The organism is Tenacibaculum aquaeponti (assembly GCF_057221555.1).
This window is the reverse complement of record NZ_CM170147.1, coordinates 775210-791237: the sequence shown is the minus strand read 5'-3', so window position 1 is coordinate 791237 and position 16028 is coordinate 775210. Positions and strand designations below refer to the sequence as shown.

At 29.0% G+C, this 16028-nt stretch carries 14 protein-coding genes; 12 read left to right on the top strand and 2 right to left on the bottom strand.

Annotated elements, in window-relative coordinates; genetic code table 11:
- On the bottom strand, positions 1-882 hold the full coding sequence (locus AC2TEO_RS03595; protein ID WP_299627932.1) for a helix-turn-helix transcriptional regulator: 882 nt from the start codon (positions 880-882) through the stop codon (positions 1-3).
- A 212-nt stretch (positions 883-1094) separates the two neighbouring features.
- On the opposite strand from AC2TEO_RS03595, the gene hemA reads away from it, so the two are divergent.
- The 10 genes from hemA (at position 1095) to AC2TEO_RS03545 (ending at position 11061) form a co-directional block, all read left to right on the top strand.
- Complete coding sequence (gene hemA / locus AC2TEO_RS03590) at positions 1095-2363, top strand: glutamyl-tRNA reductase (RefSeq protein ID WP_442266795.1); 1269 nt, start codon at positions 1095-1097, stop codon at positions 2361-2363.
- Positions 2347-3933: a hydroxymethylbilane synthase gene (gene hemC / locus AC2TEO_RS03585; RefSeq protein ID WP_442266794.1), complete on the top strand. Its 1587-nt coding sequence runs from the start codon at positions 2347-2349 to the stop codon at positions 3931-3933. Before hemA ends, hemC begins: the two co-directional genes overlap by 17 nt.
- A gap of 3 nt (positions 3934-3936) precedes the next feature.
- Positions 3937-4920 carry a porphobilinogen synthase gene (gene hemB / locus AC2TEO_RS03580; RefSeq protein ID WP_442266793.1) on the top strand — a complete coding sequence of 328 codons (984 nt, stop codon included), beginning with the start codon at positions 3937-3939 and terminating at the stop codon, positions 4918-4920.
- A 211-nt stretch (positions 4921-5131) separates the two neighbouring features.
- Positions 5132-6421, top strand: a complete 1290-nt coding sequence (gene hemL, locus AC2TEO_RS03575; RefSeq protein WP_442266792.1) for a glutamate-1-semialdehyde 2,1-aminomutase — start codon at positions 5132-5134, stop codon at positions 6419-6421.
- Positions 6422-6432: 11 nt separating this feature from the next.
- Positions 6433-6897 (top strand): protease complex subunit PrcB family protein, encoded by a 465-nt coding sequence (locus AC2TEO_RS03570; protein WP_442266791.1) that lies wholly within the window; start codon positions 6433-6435, stop codon positions 6895-6897.
- A gap of 1 nt (position 6898) precedes the next feature.
- Positions 6899-7924: a uroporphyrinogen decarboxylase gene (gene hemE, locus AC2TEO_RS03565; protein WP_442266790.1), complete on the top strand. Its 1026-nt coding sequence runs from the start codon at positions 6899-6901 to the stop codon at positions 7922-7924.
- A gap of 26 nt (positions 7925-7950) precedes the next feature.
- The gene (locus AC2TEO_RS03560) at positions 7951-8550 is read left to right on the top strand and encodes a TlpA family protein disulfide reductase (RefSeq protein ID WP_442266789.1); all 600 of its coding nucleotides are present in this window, start codon (positions 7951-7953) and stop codon (positions 8548-8550) included.
- Between the two features lie 68 nt (positions 8551-8618).
- On the top strand, positions 8619-9347 hold the full coding sequence (locus tag AC2TEO_RS03555; protein ID WP_442266788.1) for an EI24 domain-containing protein: 729 nt from the start codon (positions 8619-8621) through the stop codon (positions 9345-9347).
- Positions 9348-9395: 48 nt separating this feature from the next.
- Positions 9396-10298 carry an oxygen-dependent coproporphyrinogen oxidase gene (gene hemF, locus AC2TEO_RS03550; protein WP_442266787.1) on the top strand — a complete coding sequence of 301 codons (903 nt, stop codon included), beginning with the start codon at positions 9396-9398 and terminating at the stop codon, positions 10296-10298.
- Positions 10299-10377: 79 nt separating this feature from the next.
- Positions 10378-11061 (top strand): hypothetical protein, encoded by a 684-nt coding sequence (locus AC2TEO_RS03545; RefSeq protein WP_442266786.1) that lies wholly within the window; start codon positions 10378-10380, stop codon positions 11059-11061.
- 53 nt (positions 11062-11114) lie between these two features.
- On the opposite strand, the gene AC2TEO_RS03540 is transcribed toward AC2TEO_RS03545, so the two are convergent.
- Positions 11115-13733 carry a DEAD/DEAH box helicase family protein gene (locus tag AC2TEO_RS03540; protein ID WP_442266785.1) on the bottom strand — a complete coding sequence of 873 codons (2619 nt, stop codon included), beginning with the start codon at positions 13731-13733 and terminating at the stop codon, positions 11115-11117.
- A gap of 145 nt (positions 13734-13878) precedes the next feature.
- Here AC2TEO_RS03540 and AC2TEO_RS03535 point away from each other — a divergent pair, with 145 nt between their 5' ends.
- A complete protein-coding gene (locus AC2TEO_RS03535) occupies positions 13879-15261 on the top strand; it encodes a sensor histidine kinase (RefSeq protein ID WP_442266784.1) in 1383 nt (460 codons plus the stop codon).
- Positions 15261-15959, top strand: coding sequence for a response regulator transcription factor (locus AC2TEO_RS03530; RefSeq protein ID WP_442266783.1), 699 nt, complete (start codon positions 15261-15263; stop codon positions 15957-15959). The genes AC2TEO_RS03535 and AC2TEO_RS03530 overlap by 1 nt, the downstream gene beginning before the upstream one ends.
- Positions 15960-16028: the final 69 nt, after the last annotated feature.

The following is a 16028-nucleotide window of genomic DNA, read 5'->3' as shown; positions in this document are numbered from 1 at the left end:
TTAAGAATTGAGAGATAACACATATTGCTTCGGAGTGGTACCGAATTTCTTCTTAAAAGCAGCAATAAAATGACTTGCGGTGCTATAACCAACTTGTAACCCCACTTCGTTTACATTATAGCGATTACTTTCTAATAGTTTTCTTGCATGTTCCATTTTATAATCGAATAAAAAACTATAAACAGTATCTCCATAAACTTGTTTAAAACCTTCTTTCAATTTTTTAAGATTTAAACCTATTTCATTAGAAAGTTCTTGTAAAGTTGGCGGTTCAGCCATACGAGAGATAATAATATCTTTTGCTTTTCTAATTTTAGAAACGTCTCTTTCATCTACTAAAAACGGACAATATTCTCCTTCGATAGATTCGTCTTTTTGAAAGTGTAAACTTAAAAGTTCATAAATCTTTCCCTTTATATATAAGTTTCGAATAGAACTATTCACATTAGCATTAATCAATTGCTTTAAAACTATAAGTACTGTGGGTTTAATAATTGAATCATCATAATATTTCCTATTCTTATTTTCTTCACTTAAAAAAGGAATATAACCTGCTTCTGTAGAAAATAAAGAATGAAACTTTTCAATTGATACTAATAAAGATACTAAAGCACTTTTAGGTTTAATTTCAAGATTAAGCGGTAATCGTTGTTGCGGGTTATACAATAGAATAGAATGTTCTTCTAAAACATCTAAAGTATAAGTGCCTCCATTAAAGTGAAACTTAGAATTCCCATGAATTGAAAAGTGTAATTGGATAAAAGAATTATCTATATCTCTCTCAAAACGTTGTGTTTCCATAGAATCATTTATGAATTCTAAGAGTAGAAAACCGTTTTCAAGATTGGTTTCATTAAAAGTACTTTCAGCGATATTTTTCAAACGATATTAAGTTTAAGAATAAAACATTTTTATTTAGAATGATTCTATATAAAAAAACTTGTAAACATTGATTTTACTGCAAAAATAAAGAAAATCAGGTGTTTTACGAAAAAAATAACGATAAAGACAAAAATCGACATTTTAAGTTCTTTTGGCGATACTTTTATCTAAAGTAAGTTTCTATTTTTGTCGGGATTTTAGATATTTATTGAATGTTGACGAATACAAAGCACAAAAATTTTTACAATATTGGTGTAAGCTATGTTAAAGCAGATGCAAAAACGAGAGGAAAATTTTCTTTATCAAAAGAAGATCAAATTTCGTTATTAGAAGAGGCAAAATCAATGGGGTTCGATGGAATTTTTGTGTTATCTACTTGTAATAGAACAGAAATTTCTGGATTTGCACCGAGGCCTTGTTTACTTATAGAGTTGTTATGTAAATATTCTCAAGGTACTGTAGAAGAGTTTAGAAGTATTTCTACAATTCAACAAAATCAAGAAGCAGTGAACCATTTATTCAGAATGGGGACTGGTTTAGAAAGTCAGATTTTAGGTGATTACGAAATAGTTGGTCAGTTAAAAATGGCAGTTAAGCAAGCCAAAGAAGTTGGAACTATTAATGCTTACATAGAACGTTTAATTAATTTAGTATTACAATCGAGTAAACGAGTTAAAAACGAAACAAAGTTAAGTTCAGGTACAACATCGGTATCGTATGCAGCAGTTCAATATTTAATCAAAAATCTTCCAGATTATAATTCAAAAAACATTTTGGTTTATGGTTTAGGAAAAATGGGAAAACATACGTGTAAAAATTTAGCGCAGTATACTCAAAACAAACAAGTAACTTTAGTTAATAGAACAGAGGAGAAAGTTGATGAGTTTATTAAAGATTACGACTTTATTAAAAAAGCTAAATTAGATAATTTAACATCTGAAATAGAAAATACAGATATTTTAATTGTTTCTACAGGAGCGTCAATAGCTACAATCACTAAAGAAAATATTACTTCTGGTAAAAATTTATTAGTTTTAGATTTATCTGTACCGGCAAATGTTAGTGAAGAAGTAAAGCAATTAGATAATGTAACATTAATTAATGTCGATGAATTATCTAAAGTTACAGATGAAACTTTAACTGTAAGAAAACAAGAAGTGCCAGTTGCAGAAGCAATTATAAGTGAGCACAAACAAGAGTTTAACGAGTGGTTAAATCACCGTCGTTTTACACCAGCAATTAATGCTTTAAAACAATCTCTAGAAGCAATTCAGCAAGACGAGATAAACTTTCATAAAAAGAAAATATCTAACTTTGATATTGATCAAGCAGAAGCGATCACATCAAGATTTATACAGAAAATTACTACACAATTTGTAAAACACTTAAAAGAAGAGAATACATCTGTTAATCAAAGTATTCAAGTTATGGCAAAAGTGTTTGGCACAAATTTAGAAACAATAGATGCAAAAAATAATTAGAATTGGTACTCGAGATAGTGAATTAGCACTATGGCAAGCTAAAAAAGTTCAAAAATTACTTCACCAAGAAGGTTATCAGTCAGAAATAGTTCCTATTAAATCTACAGGGGACATTATTTTAGATAAACCGTTATACGAATTAGGAATTACAGGAATCTTTACTAAGAATTTAGATATCGCAATGTTGAATTATGAAATTGATATTGCTGTTCACTCTATGAAAGATGTTCCTACAGTTTTACCAGAAGGAATTGTACAAGCTGCGGTTTTAAAAAGAGCAAATCATAACGATATCTTAGTACTAAAAGACAATGAAGAGTTTTTAGCACAACCGAAAGGAGTTATTGCTACTAGTAGCTTAAGAAGAAAAGCTCAATGGTTAGATCGTTATCCAACGCATAGCGTAGAAGATTTAAGAGGTAATGTAAATACACGTTTACAAAAGGTTAAAGATAACGATTGGAACGGAGCTATCTTTGCAGCAGCAGGATTAGAACGTATTGGAAAAAGACCAAAAGGTGCTGTTAATTTATCTTGGATGATCCCTGCTCCAGCTCAAGGAGCAATAATGATTACTGCTTTAGAAGAAAACGAAGATATCAGAGAAGCATGTTCTTATTTAAATCATAAGGATACTGAGATCTGTACAGCTATTGAGCGTGAATTCTTAAATAGATTAGAAGGAGGTTGTACTGCACCAATCGGAGGTTTTGCAAGAATTGATGAGGTAAATAAAGAAATAGAATTCAAAGGAATCTTATTAAGTAGAGACGGAAAGAAAAAAATAGAAGTCCAAAGAACTGTTCCTTTAATCAAAAGAAAATATTTAGCCAAAGATTGTGCAAACTATATTTTAGATAGAGGCGGGAAAGATTTAATGAGTGAAGATGTTGTTGTAAATAAAGATTTTTCAATTTATTCTACAAAGGCACTTTCTGAAGCACAAAAAGATCTTCTTGCAGAATCTATAAAAGTTGAGGATAGCGACTTTATCAAAATTAGATTTAATAGAATTGCTCCTAAATTAGTTAAACAAGAATTAGAACATGTAATTATTACAAGTAAAAATGGAGTAGAAGCGTTACTTCATAATTTTACAAGAGAAGAATTACAGTTTAAAAATATCTACTGTGTAGGTAGAAGAACAAAGAAATTAATAGAGCAGAAAATAGGTAAGGTTAAAAATTCAGAAAGAAATGCTAAAAAATTAGCAGCTTATTTATCTGAAGAATTATCTGGACAAACCGTAACTTATTTCTGTAGCGATTTACGTTTAGATACTTTACCAACAGTTTTATCAGAAAATAATATTACTGTTAATGAAATAGAGGCGTACAAAACAATGTATAGTCCAGCTAAAGTAGATGAAACAGTAAACGGAGTGTTATTTTACAGTCCTTCTACTGTAGAAAGCTACATGCAAGAGAATAAAGGAGATAAAATCGCTTTTTGTATTGGAGAAACTACAGCAAAAGAAGCATCTAAATACTTTGAAGAGGTACAAGTTGCCAAAGTTCCAACAGTAGAAAGTATTTTAGAATTAGTGAATTTACACTTCGTAAAGAGTTAGTATATGTTAAATACAAGAAGACCAAGAAGAAATCGTAAGTCTGCAGCAATAAGAGCTATGGTAGAAGAAACTATCTTATCTGTAAACGACTTTATTTATCCTGTATTTCTTATTGAAGGTTCAGGAAAGAAAGAAGAAATTGTTTCTATGCCTGGTATTTATCGCTATTCGTTGGATTTACTTTTAGGAGAAATTCAAGAGTGTGTAGATTTAGGAATTAAAGGATTCTGTGTATTTCCTTCATTAGGAGATGACAAAAAAGATAAATATGCAACTGAAGGATATAACCCTGAGAGTTTATATAATACGGCATTAAAAGAAATCAAATCTAAGTTTCCTGAAATTGCTTTAATGACGGACATTGCTATGGATCCATATTCAAGTGATGGTCACGATGGAATTGTTGAGGACGGAGAAATTCTTAACGATGAAACTTTAGAGATTTTAGGAAAAATGGCTCTTGCACAAGCAAAAGCTGGTGCAGATATTTTAGGTCCATCTGATATGATGGATGGTCGTATAGGATATATTAGAAATGTTTTAGATGAAGCTGGATATACACAAGTTTCTATAATGTCGTACACAGCAAAATATGCAAGTGCTTTCTACGGTCCGTTTAGAGATGCATTAGATTCGGCTCCAAAGTTCGGAGACAAAAAAACATATCAAATGAATCCTGCTAATACTAGTGAAGCTTTAATAGAAGCAGATTTAGATATTCAAGAAGGAGCAGATATGATTATGGTAAAACCAGCTTTAGCATATTTAGATATTATCAAGTTACTAAAAGATAACTACGATGTGCCAATCACAGCTTACAATGTAAGTGGAGAGTATGCAATGCTTAAAGCAGCAGCAGAAAAAGGTTGGTTAGATGGTGAGAAAGTAATGTTAGAAAGCTTATTAAGTATTAAAAGAGCAGGAGCAGATATTATCTTAACCTATTTTGCTAAAGAAGTTGCTAAAATTCTTTTAGAAAGAAAATAAAATTGAAGATTAAATTAATAACATATCATTTTTTAACATTTATATTGTTATCAATAATTTACATCCTTTTTAGTGAAAGTATTGTAAAATTCTTATTTCCAGGTGTACATGATATCCTGTTATGGTTAAAAGTTTCAGTAATAGGAATTTTATTGTTGATCATTCTTAATGTTATTTCTTACAGATATTTTATAAAAAAACTCAAAGTTTAATGAAATTCAAAAAATCACAAAAACTATATAATAAAGGTTTAGTTAATTTAGTTGGAGCAGTAAATTCACCAGTTAGAGCATTCGCTTCTGTTGGTGGAAATCCACTTTTTATAGATAAAGCTAAAGGAAGTAAAATTATCGATGTAGATGGAAACTCTTACATCGATTATGTGTTGTCTTACGGACCAATGATTTTAGGTCATCGTCATAAGAAAGTACAAAAAGCTGTAACTAAGGCTTTAAAAAACGGATATTCTTTTGGAGCTTCAACAGAAAATGAAATTAAACTAGCTAAAATAGTTTGTGATGCTTTTCCAGGAATGGATAAGGTTCGTTTTGTAAACTCCGGTACAGAAGCTGTTTTAAGTGGAATTCGTTTAGCTAGAGCTTATACAGGAAAAGATAAGATTATTAAGTTTTCTGGTTGTTACCATGGTCACCAAGATTCGTTATTAGTTGCAGCAGGTTCTGGTTTAGCAACTTTAAGTTTACCAGGTAGTAAAGGTGTTCCAGAAGGAGCAGTAAAAAATACTTTAATCGCAAATTATAATGATTTAGAAAGTGTTAAAGCACATTTCGAAAAGCATGATGATATAGCTGGAGTAATTATTGAACCTGTAGGAGGAAATATGGGAGTTGTAATTCCTCAAAATAACTTCTTAAAAGATTTAAAAGAATTAGCTAATAAAAACGGAGCTTTACTTATTGCTGATGAGGTAATGACAGGTTTCCGTTCTACATTTGGTGGAGCTCAAGAAGTTTTAGGAGTAGAAGCAGATATTACGTGTTTAGGTAAAGTTATCGGTGGAGGTTTTCCAGTTGGAGCTTACGGAGCTAGAAACGAGATTATGGAAAATGTAGCTCCATTAGGAGGAATGTATCAAGCAGGAACATTAAGTGGTAATCCAATTGCTATGGTTGGAGGTATTGCTACTTTATCAACATTAAAAAAGCAAAATCCGTACAAGCAATTTGATGCAGTCGGAGCAGAAATAGAAGAAACGATTTTATCATCAGCTCAAAAATATGGAGTAGATGTTACGGTGAATAGATTTGGTTCTATGATGAATCCTTTTTTTACTAATAAAAAAGTTACTAATTTTGAAGAAGCACAAACTTCTGATACTAAAAAGTTTGCTGTATTTTTCTGGGAGATGATAAAAAACGGAATATTTTTACCTCCATCTCAGTTCGAAGCTTGGTTCTTATCTAGTGCTTTAACTGAAAAGAATATTAGTAAAACTAAGAAAGCGTTAGACAACGCATTAAAAGCAGTTTCAGAAATGTAAAAAAACGAATCATGAAATTATTGAGTTTAATATTATCTTTCTTTATATACTTATCTTGTTCTACAAAAGTGAATAATAATATAGAAAAACAACAAGTTATGACAAACCTGTATGAGGGAACTTTAACTGGAGCAGGGAGTGAAGGATTTAAAAAAGAAAACATTGTTATTCAGTCAATTAAAGATTGGGAATCTTTTTTGTTAAAGTTAAACTCAGCAAATAATATTTCAGAAGGATTTGAAACAAATATAGATTTTTCTAGAAAAAATGTAATTGTTGCCATAGATAATGTAAGGAATACTACAGGTTTTACGATTAAAATCAATGAAGTTTTAGAGAAAAATAAAACTTTAGAAATTGTAATTAGTAGTAATGGACCTAAACCAACAGATATGGTAGGTATGGCAATTACACAACCAATACATATAGTTACAATTAATAAAACAGACAAGAATATAATTTTTGTCGAGAAATAATATGATAAAAAACGATTTATTTTTAAGAGCTTTAAAAGGAGAAACAGTAGATAGACCACCAGTTTGGATGATGAGACAAGCAGGTAGATATTTACCAGAGTTTATGGAAATTCGTGAAAAATACGATTTCTTTACACGTTGTAGAACTCCTGAATTAGCTTCAGAAATAACTGTACAGCCAATTCGTAGGTATGGTATGGATGCTGCAATTTTGTTTTCAGATATTCTTGTAGTACCTCAAGCAATGAATGTTGAAGTTGAAATGAAACCTAATTTTGGCCCATATTTACCAAACCCAATTCGTGATAAAAAAAGTTTAGATCAGGTAATTATTCCTGATGTAAATGAGGAACTAGGTTATGTCATGGATGCAATTAAAGCAACTAAAGAAAAGTTAAATAATGAAATTCCATTAATAGGTTTTGCCGGCTCTCCTTGGACAATTTTATGTTATATGGTACAAGGACAAGGGTCTAAAAATTTTGATAAAGCTAAGGAATTTTGTTTCACTCAACCAGTTTTGGCACACGAATTGCTTAGGAAGATAACAGAGACCACAATTGCATATTTAAAAGCAAAGGTAAAGGCAGGTGTAAATGCTGTACAAGTTTTTGATTCTTGGGGAGGAATGTTATCTCCTGTAGATTATCAAGAATTTTCATGGCAATACATTAATGACATAATTGAAGCGTTAAAAGATGAGGTTCCAGTAATTGCATTTGGTAAAGGATGTTGGTTTGCACTTAACGAAATGTCAAAATCAGGAGCTTCTGCATTAGGGATAGATTGGACTTGTTCCGCAAGAAATGCAAGATATTTAACAGGGGGAAATATTACTTTACAAGGTAATTTTGACCCTTCTAGATTACTTTCTCCACCAAATGAAATAAAAAAAATGGTAACAGAAATGATCAACAATTTTGGAAAGGATAAATATATTGTTAACTTAGGGCACGGGATTTTACCTAATATTCCTCTAGAAAACGCAAAAGCATTTGTTGATGCAGTGAAAGAATACAAACCATAATAAAATTAAAATTAATCGAGATTCCCATGAAAAGATTAGTAACTTTAGTATTGATTATAATTACGTCTAGTGTTTTTGCACAAAAAAAATACTACAATCAAGCGGTAAATAGTTGTGCAGATAAATCTTCAGACGAACTAATCAATAAATGTATAAAAGATAGTTATTTGTTAAACTACGACTTTACTACTAACGAAGATAAAGTGATAAGTACAAAAGAAATTAAAAAACCTATAGTACTTATTGCTGCAGCGACATGGTCTGCTCCTTGTTTTGGACAGATTCCAGCTTTAAATCAAATGGTAGAAAAATATAATGATAAAGTTGAATTTCTAATGATTTTTTGGGACAAGAAAGATAAATTAGGAAGAATACAAGAAAAATTAGACAAAAGAATTGTTTTAGTTCCTGCTGGAGATGCTGATAAAGTTGAAAAAGGTAATTTAGATATTAGTGGTTTTATACATAAATTAGATTATCCAACAGCTTATTTAATTGACAAGACTAAAAAATTTATTGATGTTAAAAGAGGAGCCGCAATTCCTACTAAAACTGTAAGTAAAGATGAAGCAACAGCAACAAATGTTTCTGAATTAGAAGCTTTTATTAGTCAAGTACTAAATTAGTAGTTAAATACTCACAATATTTAAAACCTCTTTCTTAATTTTGAAAGAGGTTTTTTAATTTTTTAGCTATGATACAATCAACTATAAACGCTATTAAAGCATATTTCGATGCTCTTGCCATCATCAAAAAATTGAATTTGTGGAAATATTTTCTAATTCCAGTAGTAATTAGTGTTATCACAGCATTAATAATAGGATCTTTTTCTTATTTCTTTTCTGATAATTTAGGATATTATATTGCTAAGTTGTGGCCTTGGGAATTTGGAAAAGAAACTTTTACAACCATAGGGAATTTTTTAAGCGGAATTGCTATAGTTGCGATTGGTTTAATTTTATATAAGCACATTGTTTTAGCGTTATCTTCTCCATTTATGAGTCCAGTTTCTCTCAAAATTGAAGAACATTTTTATGGAAAGAAACATCAACATACAAAAAGCACATTCTCAGAATCATTAGCTAGAGGTATTCGAGTTAGTTTAAGAAATTTAGGAAGAGAGTTATTATTAACACTACTAATTATCATTTTAGGATTTATTCCTTTAATCGGTATTTTTTCTTCTATAGCATTGTTTTTAGTCCAAGCTTATTATGCTGGCTTTGGAAATATGGATTACACATTAGAACGTCATTATAAATACAGAGATAGTATAAAATTTGTAAAAAAGAATAAAGGTACAGCTATTGGAAATGGAATAATCTTTATTTTATTTCTTTTAATTCCAATTATTGGAGTTGTATTAGTATTACCTTTTTCAGTAACAGCTGCAACTACAGAAACCATGAAAAAAATACAGTAATTAATATACTATTATCAGTATTTTTGTCTTTCAATATTTAACAGAATAATGAAAGATCAATTTTACGCATACATTCAAGAATTACAAGATACCATTACTTTAAAATTAGAAACTATAGATGGTAAAGCTAAGTTTCAAGAAGATTTATGGAAGAGAACAGAAGGAGGAGGAGGAAGAACTCGTGTGATTGAAAATGGAAATGTATTTGAAAAAGGAGGCGTAAATATATCTGCTGTACATGGAGAGTTACCAGAAGTATTAAGAAAACAATTTAAAGTTGAAACAGGTAATTTTTTTGCTTGTGGTTTAAGTTTAGTTTTACATCCTATAAATCCTTTTGTACCTACAGTTCATGCAAATTGGCGTTACTTTGAAATGTACAATGAGAAAGGAGAAATAGTTACACAATGGTTTGGTGGTGGGCAAGATTTAACTCCATACTACCTTTTCGAAGTAGATGCAAAACATTTTCATAAAGTTTGTAAAGAAGCTTGTGATAAACATCACATAGATTTTTATCCTAAATTTAAAGAAACTTGCGATAATTACTTTTGGAATGCTCATAGAAATGAAGCTAGAGGAGTAGGTGGATTGTTCTTTGATTATTTGAAAGAAACAGAAGAGTTTTCTATGCAAAATCGTTATGATTTTGTTACTGAAATTGGTAATAGTTTCTTAAATAGTTATGTTCCAATAGTTGAAAATAGAAAAGATACTGAGTATACTCAAGAACACAAAGATTGGCAAGAAGTACGAAGAGGACGTTATGTTGAGTTTAATTTAGTTCACGATCGAGGTACATTATTTGGGTTAAAAACTAATGGAAGAATAGAAAGTATTTTAATGAGTTTACCACCTAAAGTTCAATGGAAATATAACCATGTTCCAGAAGAAGGCACAAAAGAAGCAGATTTATTAAAAGTTTTGGCAAAACCTGTAAATTGGGTTTAACTTTTTAAATATTAATTGAGTACATTTTTTATTCTGAGTTTTTAATTAATACTTTTGCCCGAATTTTAAATTATTAATTATGAAAATAGAAACTTTGAAAAAGAACTTAACTCATTTTTTGAGTTTATTGCTATGTATTACCTTATTAAGTTGTTCTAGTGAAGAAGAAAATGATGGTGTAAATAGTGATAGTTATTTATGGTTTATTTCAGGAGAAATAAATGGAGAGCCTTTTGTTTATGGACAAGAGTTAAGCAATACTACTCAAACTTACGATATTGTAAGAACGAATACATCTTCATCTACGTGTGCTTATTCAGAAGATAATGGGTTTTCTTATGATTTCTCTTTATATCCATTTCATAATGAATCTTTACCAACAGTTGGTTTTGAATTTAATAGAATGCACATTTGTAGAAATACAAATTCTCAAAACGAAATATTTAATTCTCTTTTTCCAAAGAAAGAATACGATTTTGCTGAAGATAATAGAGATGAGGATAAAAATGGAGGAAAAGTAGGTGTTTATTATCTACCTAGCGCAAATTCAGATGCAGCTGTTTATACTACCTACAATAGTGATTTAAGTAACAATTACTTTGAAATTACAAAAAGCGAAGGAATTAATCAGTCGGCAGGTTCATTTGCTGTTGTTAGACAGAATGTTGAAGGTGTTTTTTCTGTAACATTATATAATGAAAATGACCCGAATGATAAAGTTGTAATAACAAATGGAAGATTTAAATTAGTTTTAATTCCATAGTGTATTTAAAATAAGAAACAGTAAAAGGATTACTAGTAAAGTAATCCTTTTTTTTATCCCCAGATGATATTTTTTCTAGTCAGTTTTTTATGTGTTCTCTTTGCTGCTTGAAGTTTTGCTTTTAATAAAGATTTTCTTCCTTTTACATTTCTAGTATATAAAAGTTCAACTTTATTAATATAAGAATTCCATTGCTTTTGAAACTCTAAAGCATTTTCCTTATTCGTTCCAAATATTTCAGGGACTGTAAAAAAATGTTCTTTCTTAAATCGTTTTGAAACCCATGTAGAACGACATATTAAATATTTAGGATTGTTTACAGGAGATAAAACTTCATTTAAAGCATCTATAAATAATTTACTTTCTAATCGGTTTGCTCCATGAATTGTACAAACAACTTGACCATTTTGTTGCATTTTTGTTTTTAATTTCACAACATTTTTAGGACTGCTCATCATTTTTAATTCATAAAGAGTTTTCAATATAACTAAACCTATTTTGTGAATTTTCTTATCTGCAACTCCGAATTTCAAGAAAGATTTTATGATTTTAGTTGAAGTAAAAAATAACCAAATCATAAGACTTACTAATAAGATACTTATAACTTTAAGAACTCTAGAATCATCAATAATAAATAAAACAGGGATAAATATGACAATTAAAAATACAATTAACCATGTTTCTTTTAAGCTATAAAAAATAGCATTTAAATAATCTTCTTCTTTAGGTTTAGTCTTTTTTCTAGGATTTAAAAAAGTTAGTTGTTTGTTTACTTTTTTACCTTTAAAAATCGATTTTTCCCATTTTTGAGATATTTCCTGTCTATTTTCCGATAATTCTAAGGTGATTTTATTTAAACCTTCAACATCATTAGTGAAAATTTTATGAGGAAGATTTAATCTTGTTAATCCCGTTGTTATAATATCATTTTCCTCATTACTAATACCTAAAAAAGAATTGAATCTTCTTTCTAAAACAGTAAAATCTTTACCTCCTTTTTCATTGGTAGGATCTAAACAAGCTAAATGCCATATTAAACCTACTTTATTCGGGTTTGAACTATCAACTCGAATTGCTCTTCCTCGCATTTGATTTGAAGAAACAAAAGACCCAATAACAGAAGCTAAGATTAAACTATTAATGCTTGGAGCATCCCAACCTTCACCTAAAAGAGATTTTGTACCAATAAGTACTTTTATATGACCGTTTTCAAAAAGTTGAGTTATAACTTCAACAATATTTTTTTGAGAAGAGCTTTTAGAGGAAATTAAAACAAAATTTTCATCAGATTCGAGATAAGTAATTGTGTAATTTTCAAGAGTGTCAATTTGTTCTATTTCATGAATAATTTCTTGGTGAATAATAACTACAGAACCTGATAAAACTGCTAGAGATTTTGTGTAAAATATGACATTTTTTATACGTTGAAAAATAGGAATAACTCCCATCTTTTGAATATTTTCATATTCATTATTAGGTAAGTTTAAATATTCTTTTCTAATATAATCGGTAAGAATTACACAACGTAAATCATCTTTTAAATTCTTTTGCTCTTGTCGAACAATTTCAACGATACTCTTTAATTTACTAGGACTATTACTTAATGATTTATATACAAAATCATCTCCTGTAAAATTGACTCTATTTTTACTAAAGATAGAAAGTAAACGAAGCTGTTTTTCAAGCTTATTTAAATATGTTTCATGTTTTATTAGAGTTTCTCTATCTGTGACTAATAAAAATTGAAGTAAGATTTCAATCCAATAATTTGATAACTCAGGAAATTCTATGTTTTCTTCTTTATTAAAGCCTAAAATTTCTAATTTTTCTATTGGAATTTCTTCTTTACAAGCATTTAAAAAAATTAAAATTGAAGAAAAGAAATTCGAATTCTTATAAATTTCTTCAAGTTGACTCTCTGTTCTTTCATAAAAACGATGTTTTTTAATAAAGTTTATAAATGTTGAATCTGAAGTTAAAGAGTTTCTAAAATGATCAACTTTCTCTTTAAATTGCGTGATAAACTTCACTTCTTCATCTTCTGGTTTAGATAAATACACTAAATCTTGATGAGGAGCTAGGTTTTTTTCTTTAACTAAATCCGGAACTACAATTTCATCATCAATTTCATTACAGAGCTTAAAATATTTTTGTATTTCAGAATTTTCACTGTCATAAGGAGGAGTTGCAGTTAGTGCTACAACAGTTTGTAAGTGTTCTTCTTTTAAATCATATAAACATTTCCACCAAGCATTTTTTAAATGATGTGCTTCATCTAATAGTAAAACTTCTATGTTTTCTTTTTTAAAGAAATCAAAGTAGGCTTCATTAGTTTCAAAAGTTTTAAAAAAACTATGTAAAGCTTGGTAAGTAGAGAAAGTTAAAGTAGACGGATTTTTAATATCAAATGAAATATCTTCAAAGTCTTTATTTTCAGTGAAAAAGCTTTGTAATCTATCATTCCATTGATTTCTAATAGTCAATGTTGGAGTTAAAACTAGAGTTTTCTTACCAATTCTTCGAATAACTTCTATACCTAAAATAGTTTTGCCAGATCCAGGTGGAGCCACAATATGAAAATGATTATCAGCAATATGTTTATCAAAATTCTGTAAAACTTTTGCTTGATATGGTCTCCACTGAGATTTAAAGCGCAATTTTTTTAGTGACATATTTATTATATAGATTCAAAATAATAAAACGAAATTATATGTTCTTATTGATAATTAGAAAAATCACACAATTTTTTTAAGTTAATTGAAGGTTAATGGAGGTTGTTAACTTAAAGAATATAGAAACAAATGTTATTTTTGAAGGATGTCTAGAAAAATAATTTTATTGGTTGTAGCTTCTATTGTTGGATTAATAGCTTTATCGCTAATTCAAGCTCGACTAATTCAAAACACCTATGATTTAAGGAAAGAAGCATTAATTGATACTACCAGCGAAATGGTAGGGAAAATTGGAAATTATGGGACATCAATAGATTCAATTAGTGATGCTATTTCTAATACTTTTCTAAAAGATTTAGATGCATATAGTATTCAAATGCTCCCAAAAGAAAAGCTGCTTAATAGATTACGTGAAATAAATGATTCTTTAAATCCAAGATTTATTGTAGAATATGAAAAAGAAATGAAGTCTAAAAATTTAAATTTCGATTTAAAATATCATAAGATTTTAGAGAGTATAATTTTAGTAGATAGTTTAAAAACCGATACTATTTTTTATGATAAAAATTCAAGTAAATTTAAGTTAGTCGGATATGAATTTCAAAATGATCCAGAGTTACGATTAGGTACTTCTACTTGGGAAACGAATAGAACTTTTCAAAGAAAAATTAAAGGAGAATTAAAAAAAGGAAATTATGATGTAGTTTTTAAAACTGTAAATTACATGAATATAGATGAGGCAAATTCAATCATATTAAACGAAATGAGAGGATTACTTATTTCGTCTTGTTGTATTTTCCTTTTTGTGATAGGTCTCTTTTATTATTCAATAAAAAATTTAATAACTCAGAAGAAAATAGCTGATGTAAAAACAGATTTTATTAATAACATCACTCACGAATTAAAAACACCTTTGGCTACTTTATCCTTAGCAACAAAAATGTTGAAAAAACAAGATATTAATGCGCAAAATAATTTTGTTGAATCAACGATAGAAACTATAGAAAGGCAAAATATAAGATTACAAAAACTAGTTGATCAAGTATTAAATAATAGTTTAGGTTATAATGAAATTGAATTACAAAAGGAAACTGTAAATCTGAATGATTTTGTATTAGAGATTGTAGACGATTTTTTAATCTCTAATAAAGACATTACTTTAACTAATGTTATGTGTGATTATGATGTTTTAATTGAAGTCGATAAATTTTACATGAGTACTGTATTGTCTAACATTTTAGAAAATGCTGTAAAGTATGGCGGAACTGAATTAGAAGTTCAACTGAATCATAATAAGGGCGTTGAAGTTATAATTGCAGACAACGGAATTGGAATTTCAAAGAAAGATATTCAACAGATTTTTAATAAATTTTTCAGAGCTGAAAATAAAGATATTCATAATGTGAAAGGTTTGGGTTTAGGATTGTATTATAGCAATCAAATCATAAAAGCACATAACGGAACAATTTCAGTAAAAAGTGAAAAAGGAAAAGGAACTACTTTTAATATTAAATTACCTTTAGATTAATGGCTCAAACAAAAGAACATATTTTATTAGCAGAAGATGATGTAGATTTTGGTAATCTTTTGAAGCAATATCTCGAAATGTCTGGCTACACTGTAGTTTGGACTCAAAATGGTGAAGAAGCTTTAGAGAAATTCAAAGAGAGTAGTTTTCATATTTGTGTTTTAGATGTAATGATGCCAAAAATGGATGGATTTACATTGGCTGAACAAGTAATAGAGGTAAATCCAGAAATTCCTTTTATTTTTTTAACTGCAAGAAAACTAAAAGAAGATCGATTAAAAGGATTAAAGTTAGGCGCAGATGACTATATCGTAAAACCTTTTGATGCAGATGAATTGGTATTAAGAATTAATAATATCATAAAAAGATCGACAAACAGTGTCATTAAAGTTGTTAATGAAGGTGTTATTCAAATAGGAAATTATAGCTTTAACCAAAGACGATTAGAATTAGTTTTCGAAAATGAAATTCAGCAATTAACAGAAAAAGAAGCTAGTTTAATTCAGTTTTTATTCGACCATAAGAATCAAATGTTAAAACGAGAAGAAATATTAAAAGCTGTATGGAAAAACGACGATTACTTTTCTGGAAGAAGTATGGATGTTTTTATCAGCAGACTTCGTAAATATTTCAAAAAAGACTCAGCTATAACTATAGAAAGTTCAAGAGGAATTGGGCTCGAATTTAAGATAAGTTAATACAGTTGTTTAAGTAGGTTAATGCTAGGTTAACAGAGTAAAAAACTCAGGTTTAGTTTTTAATACCAA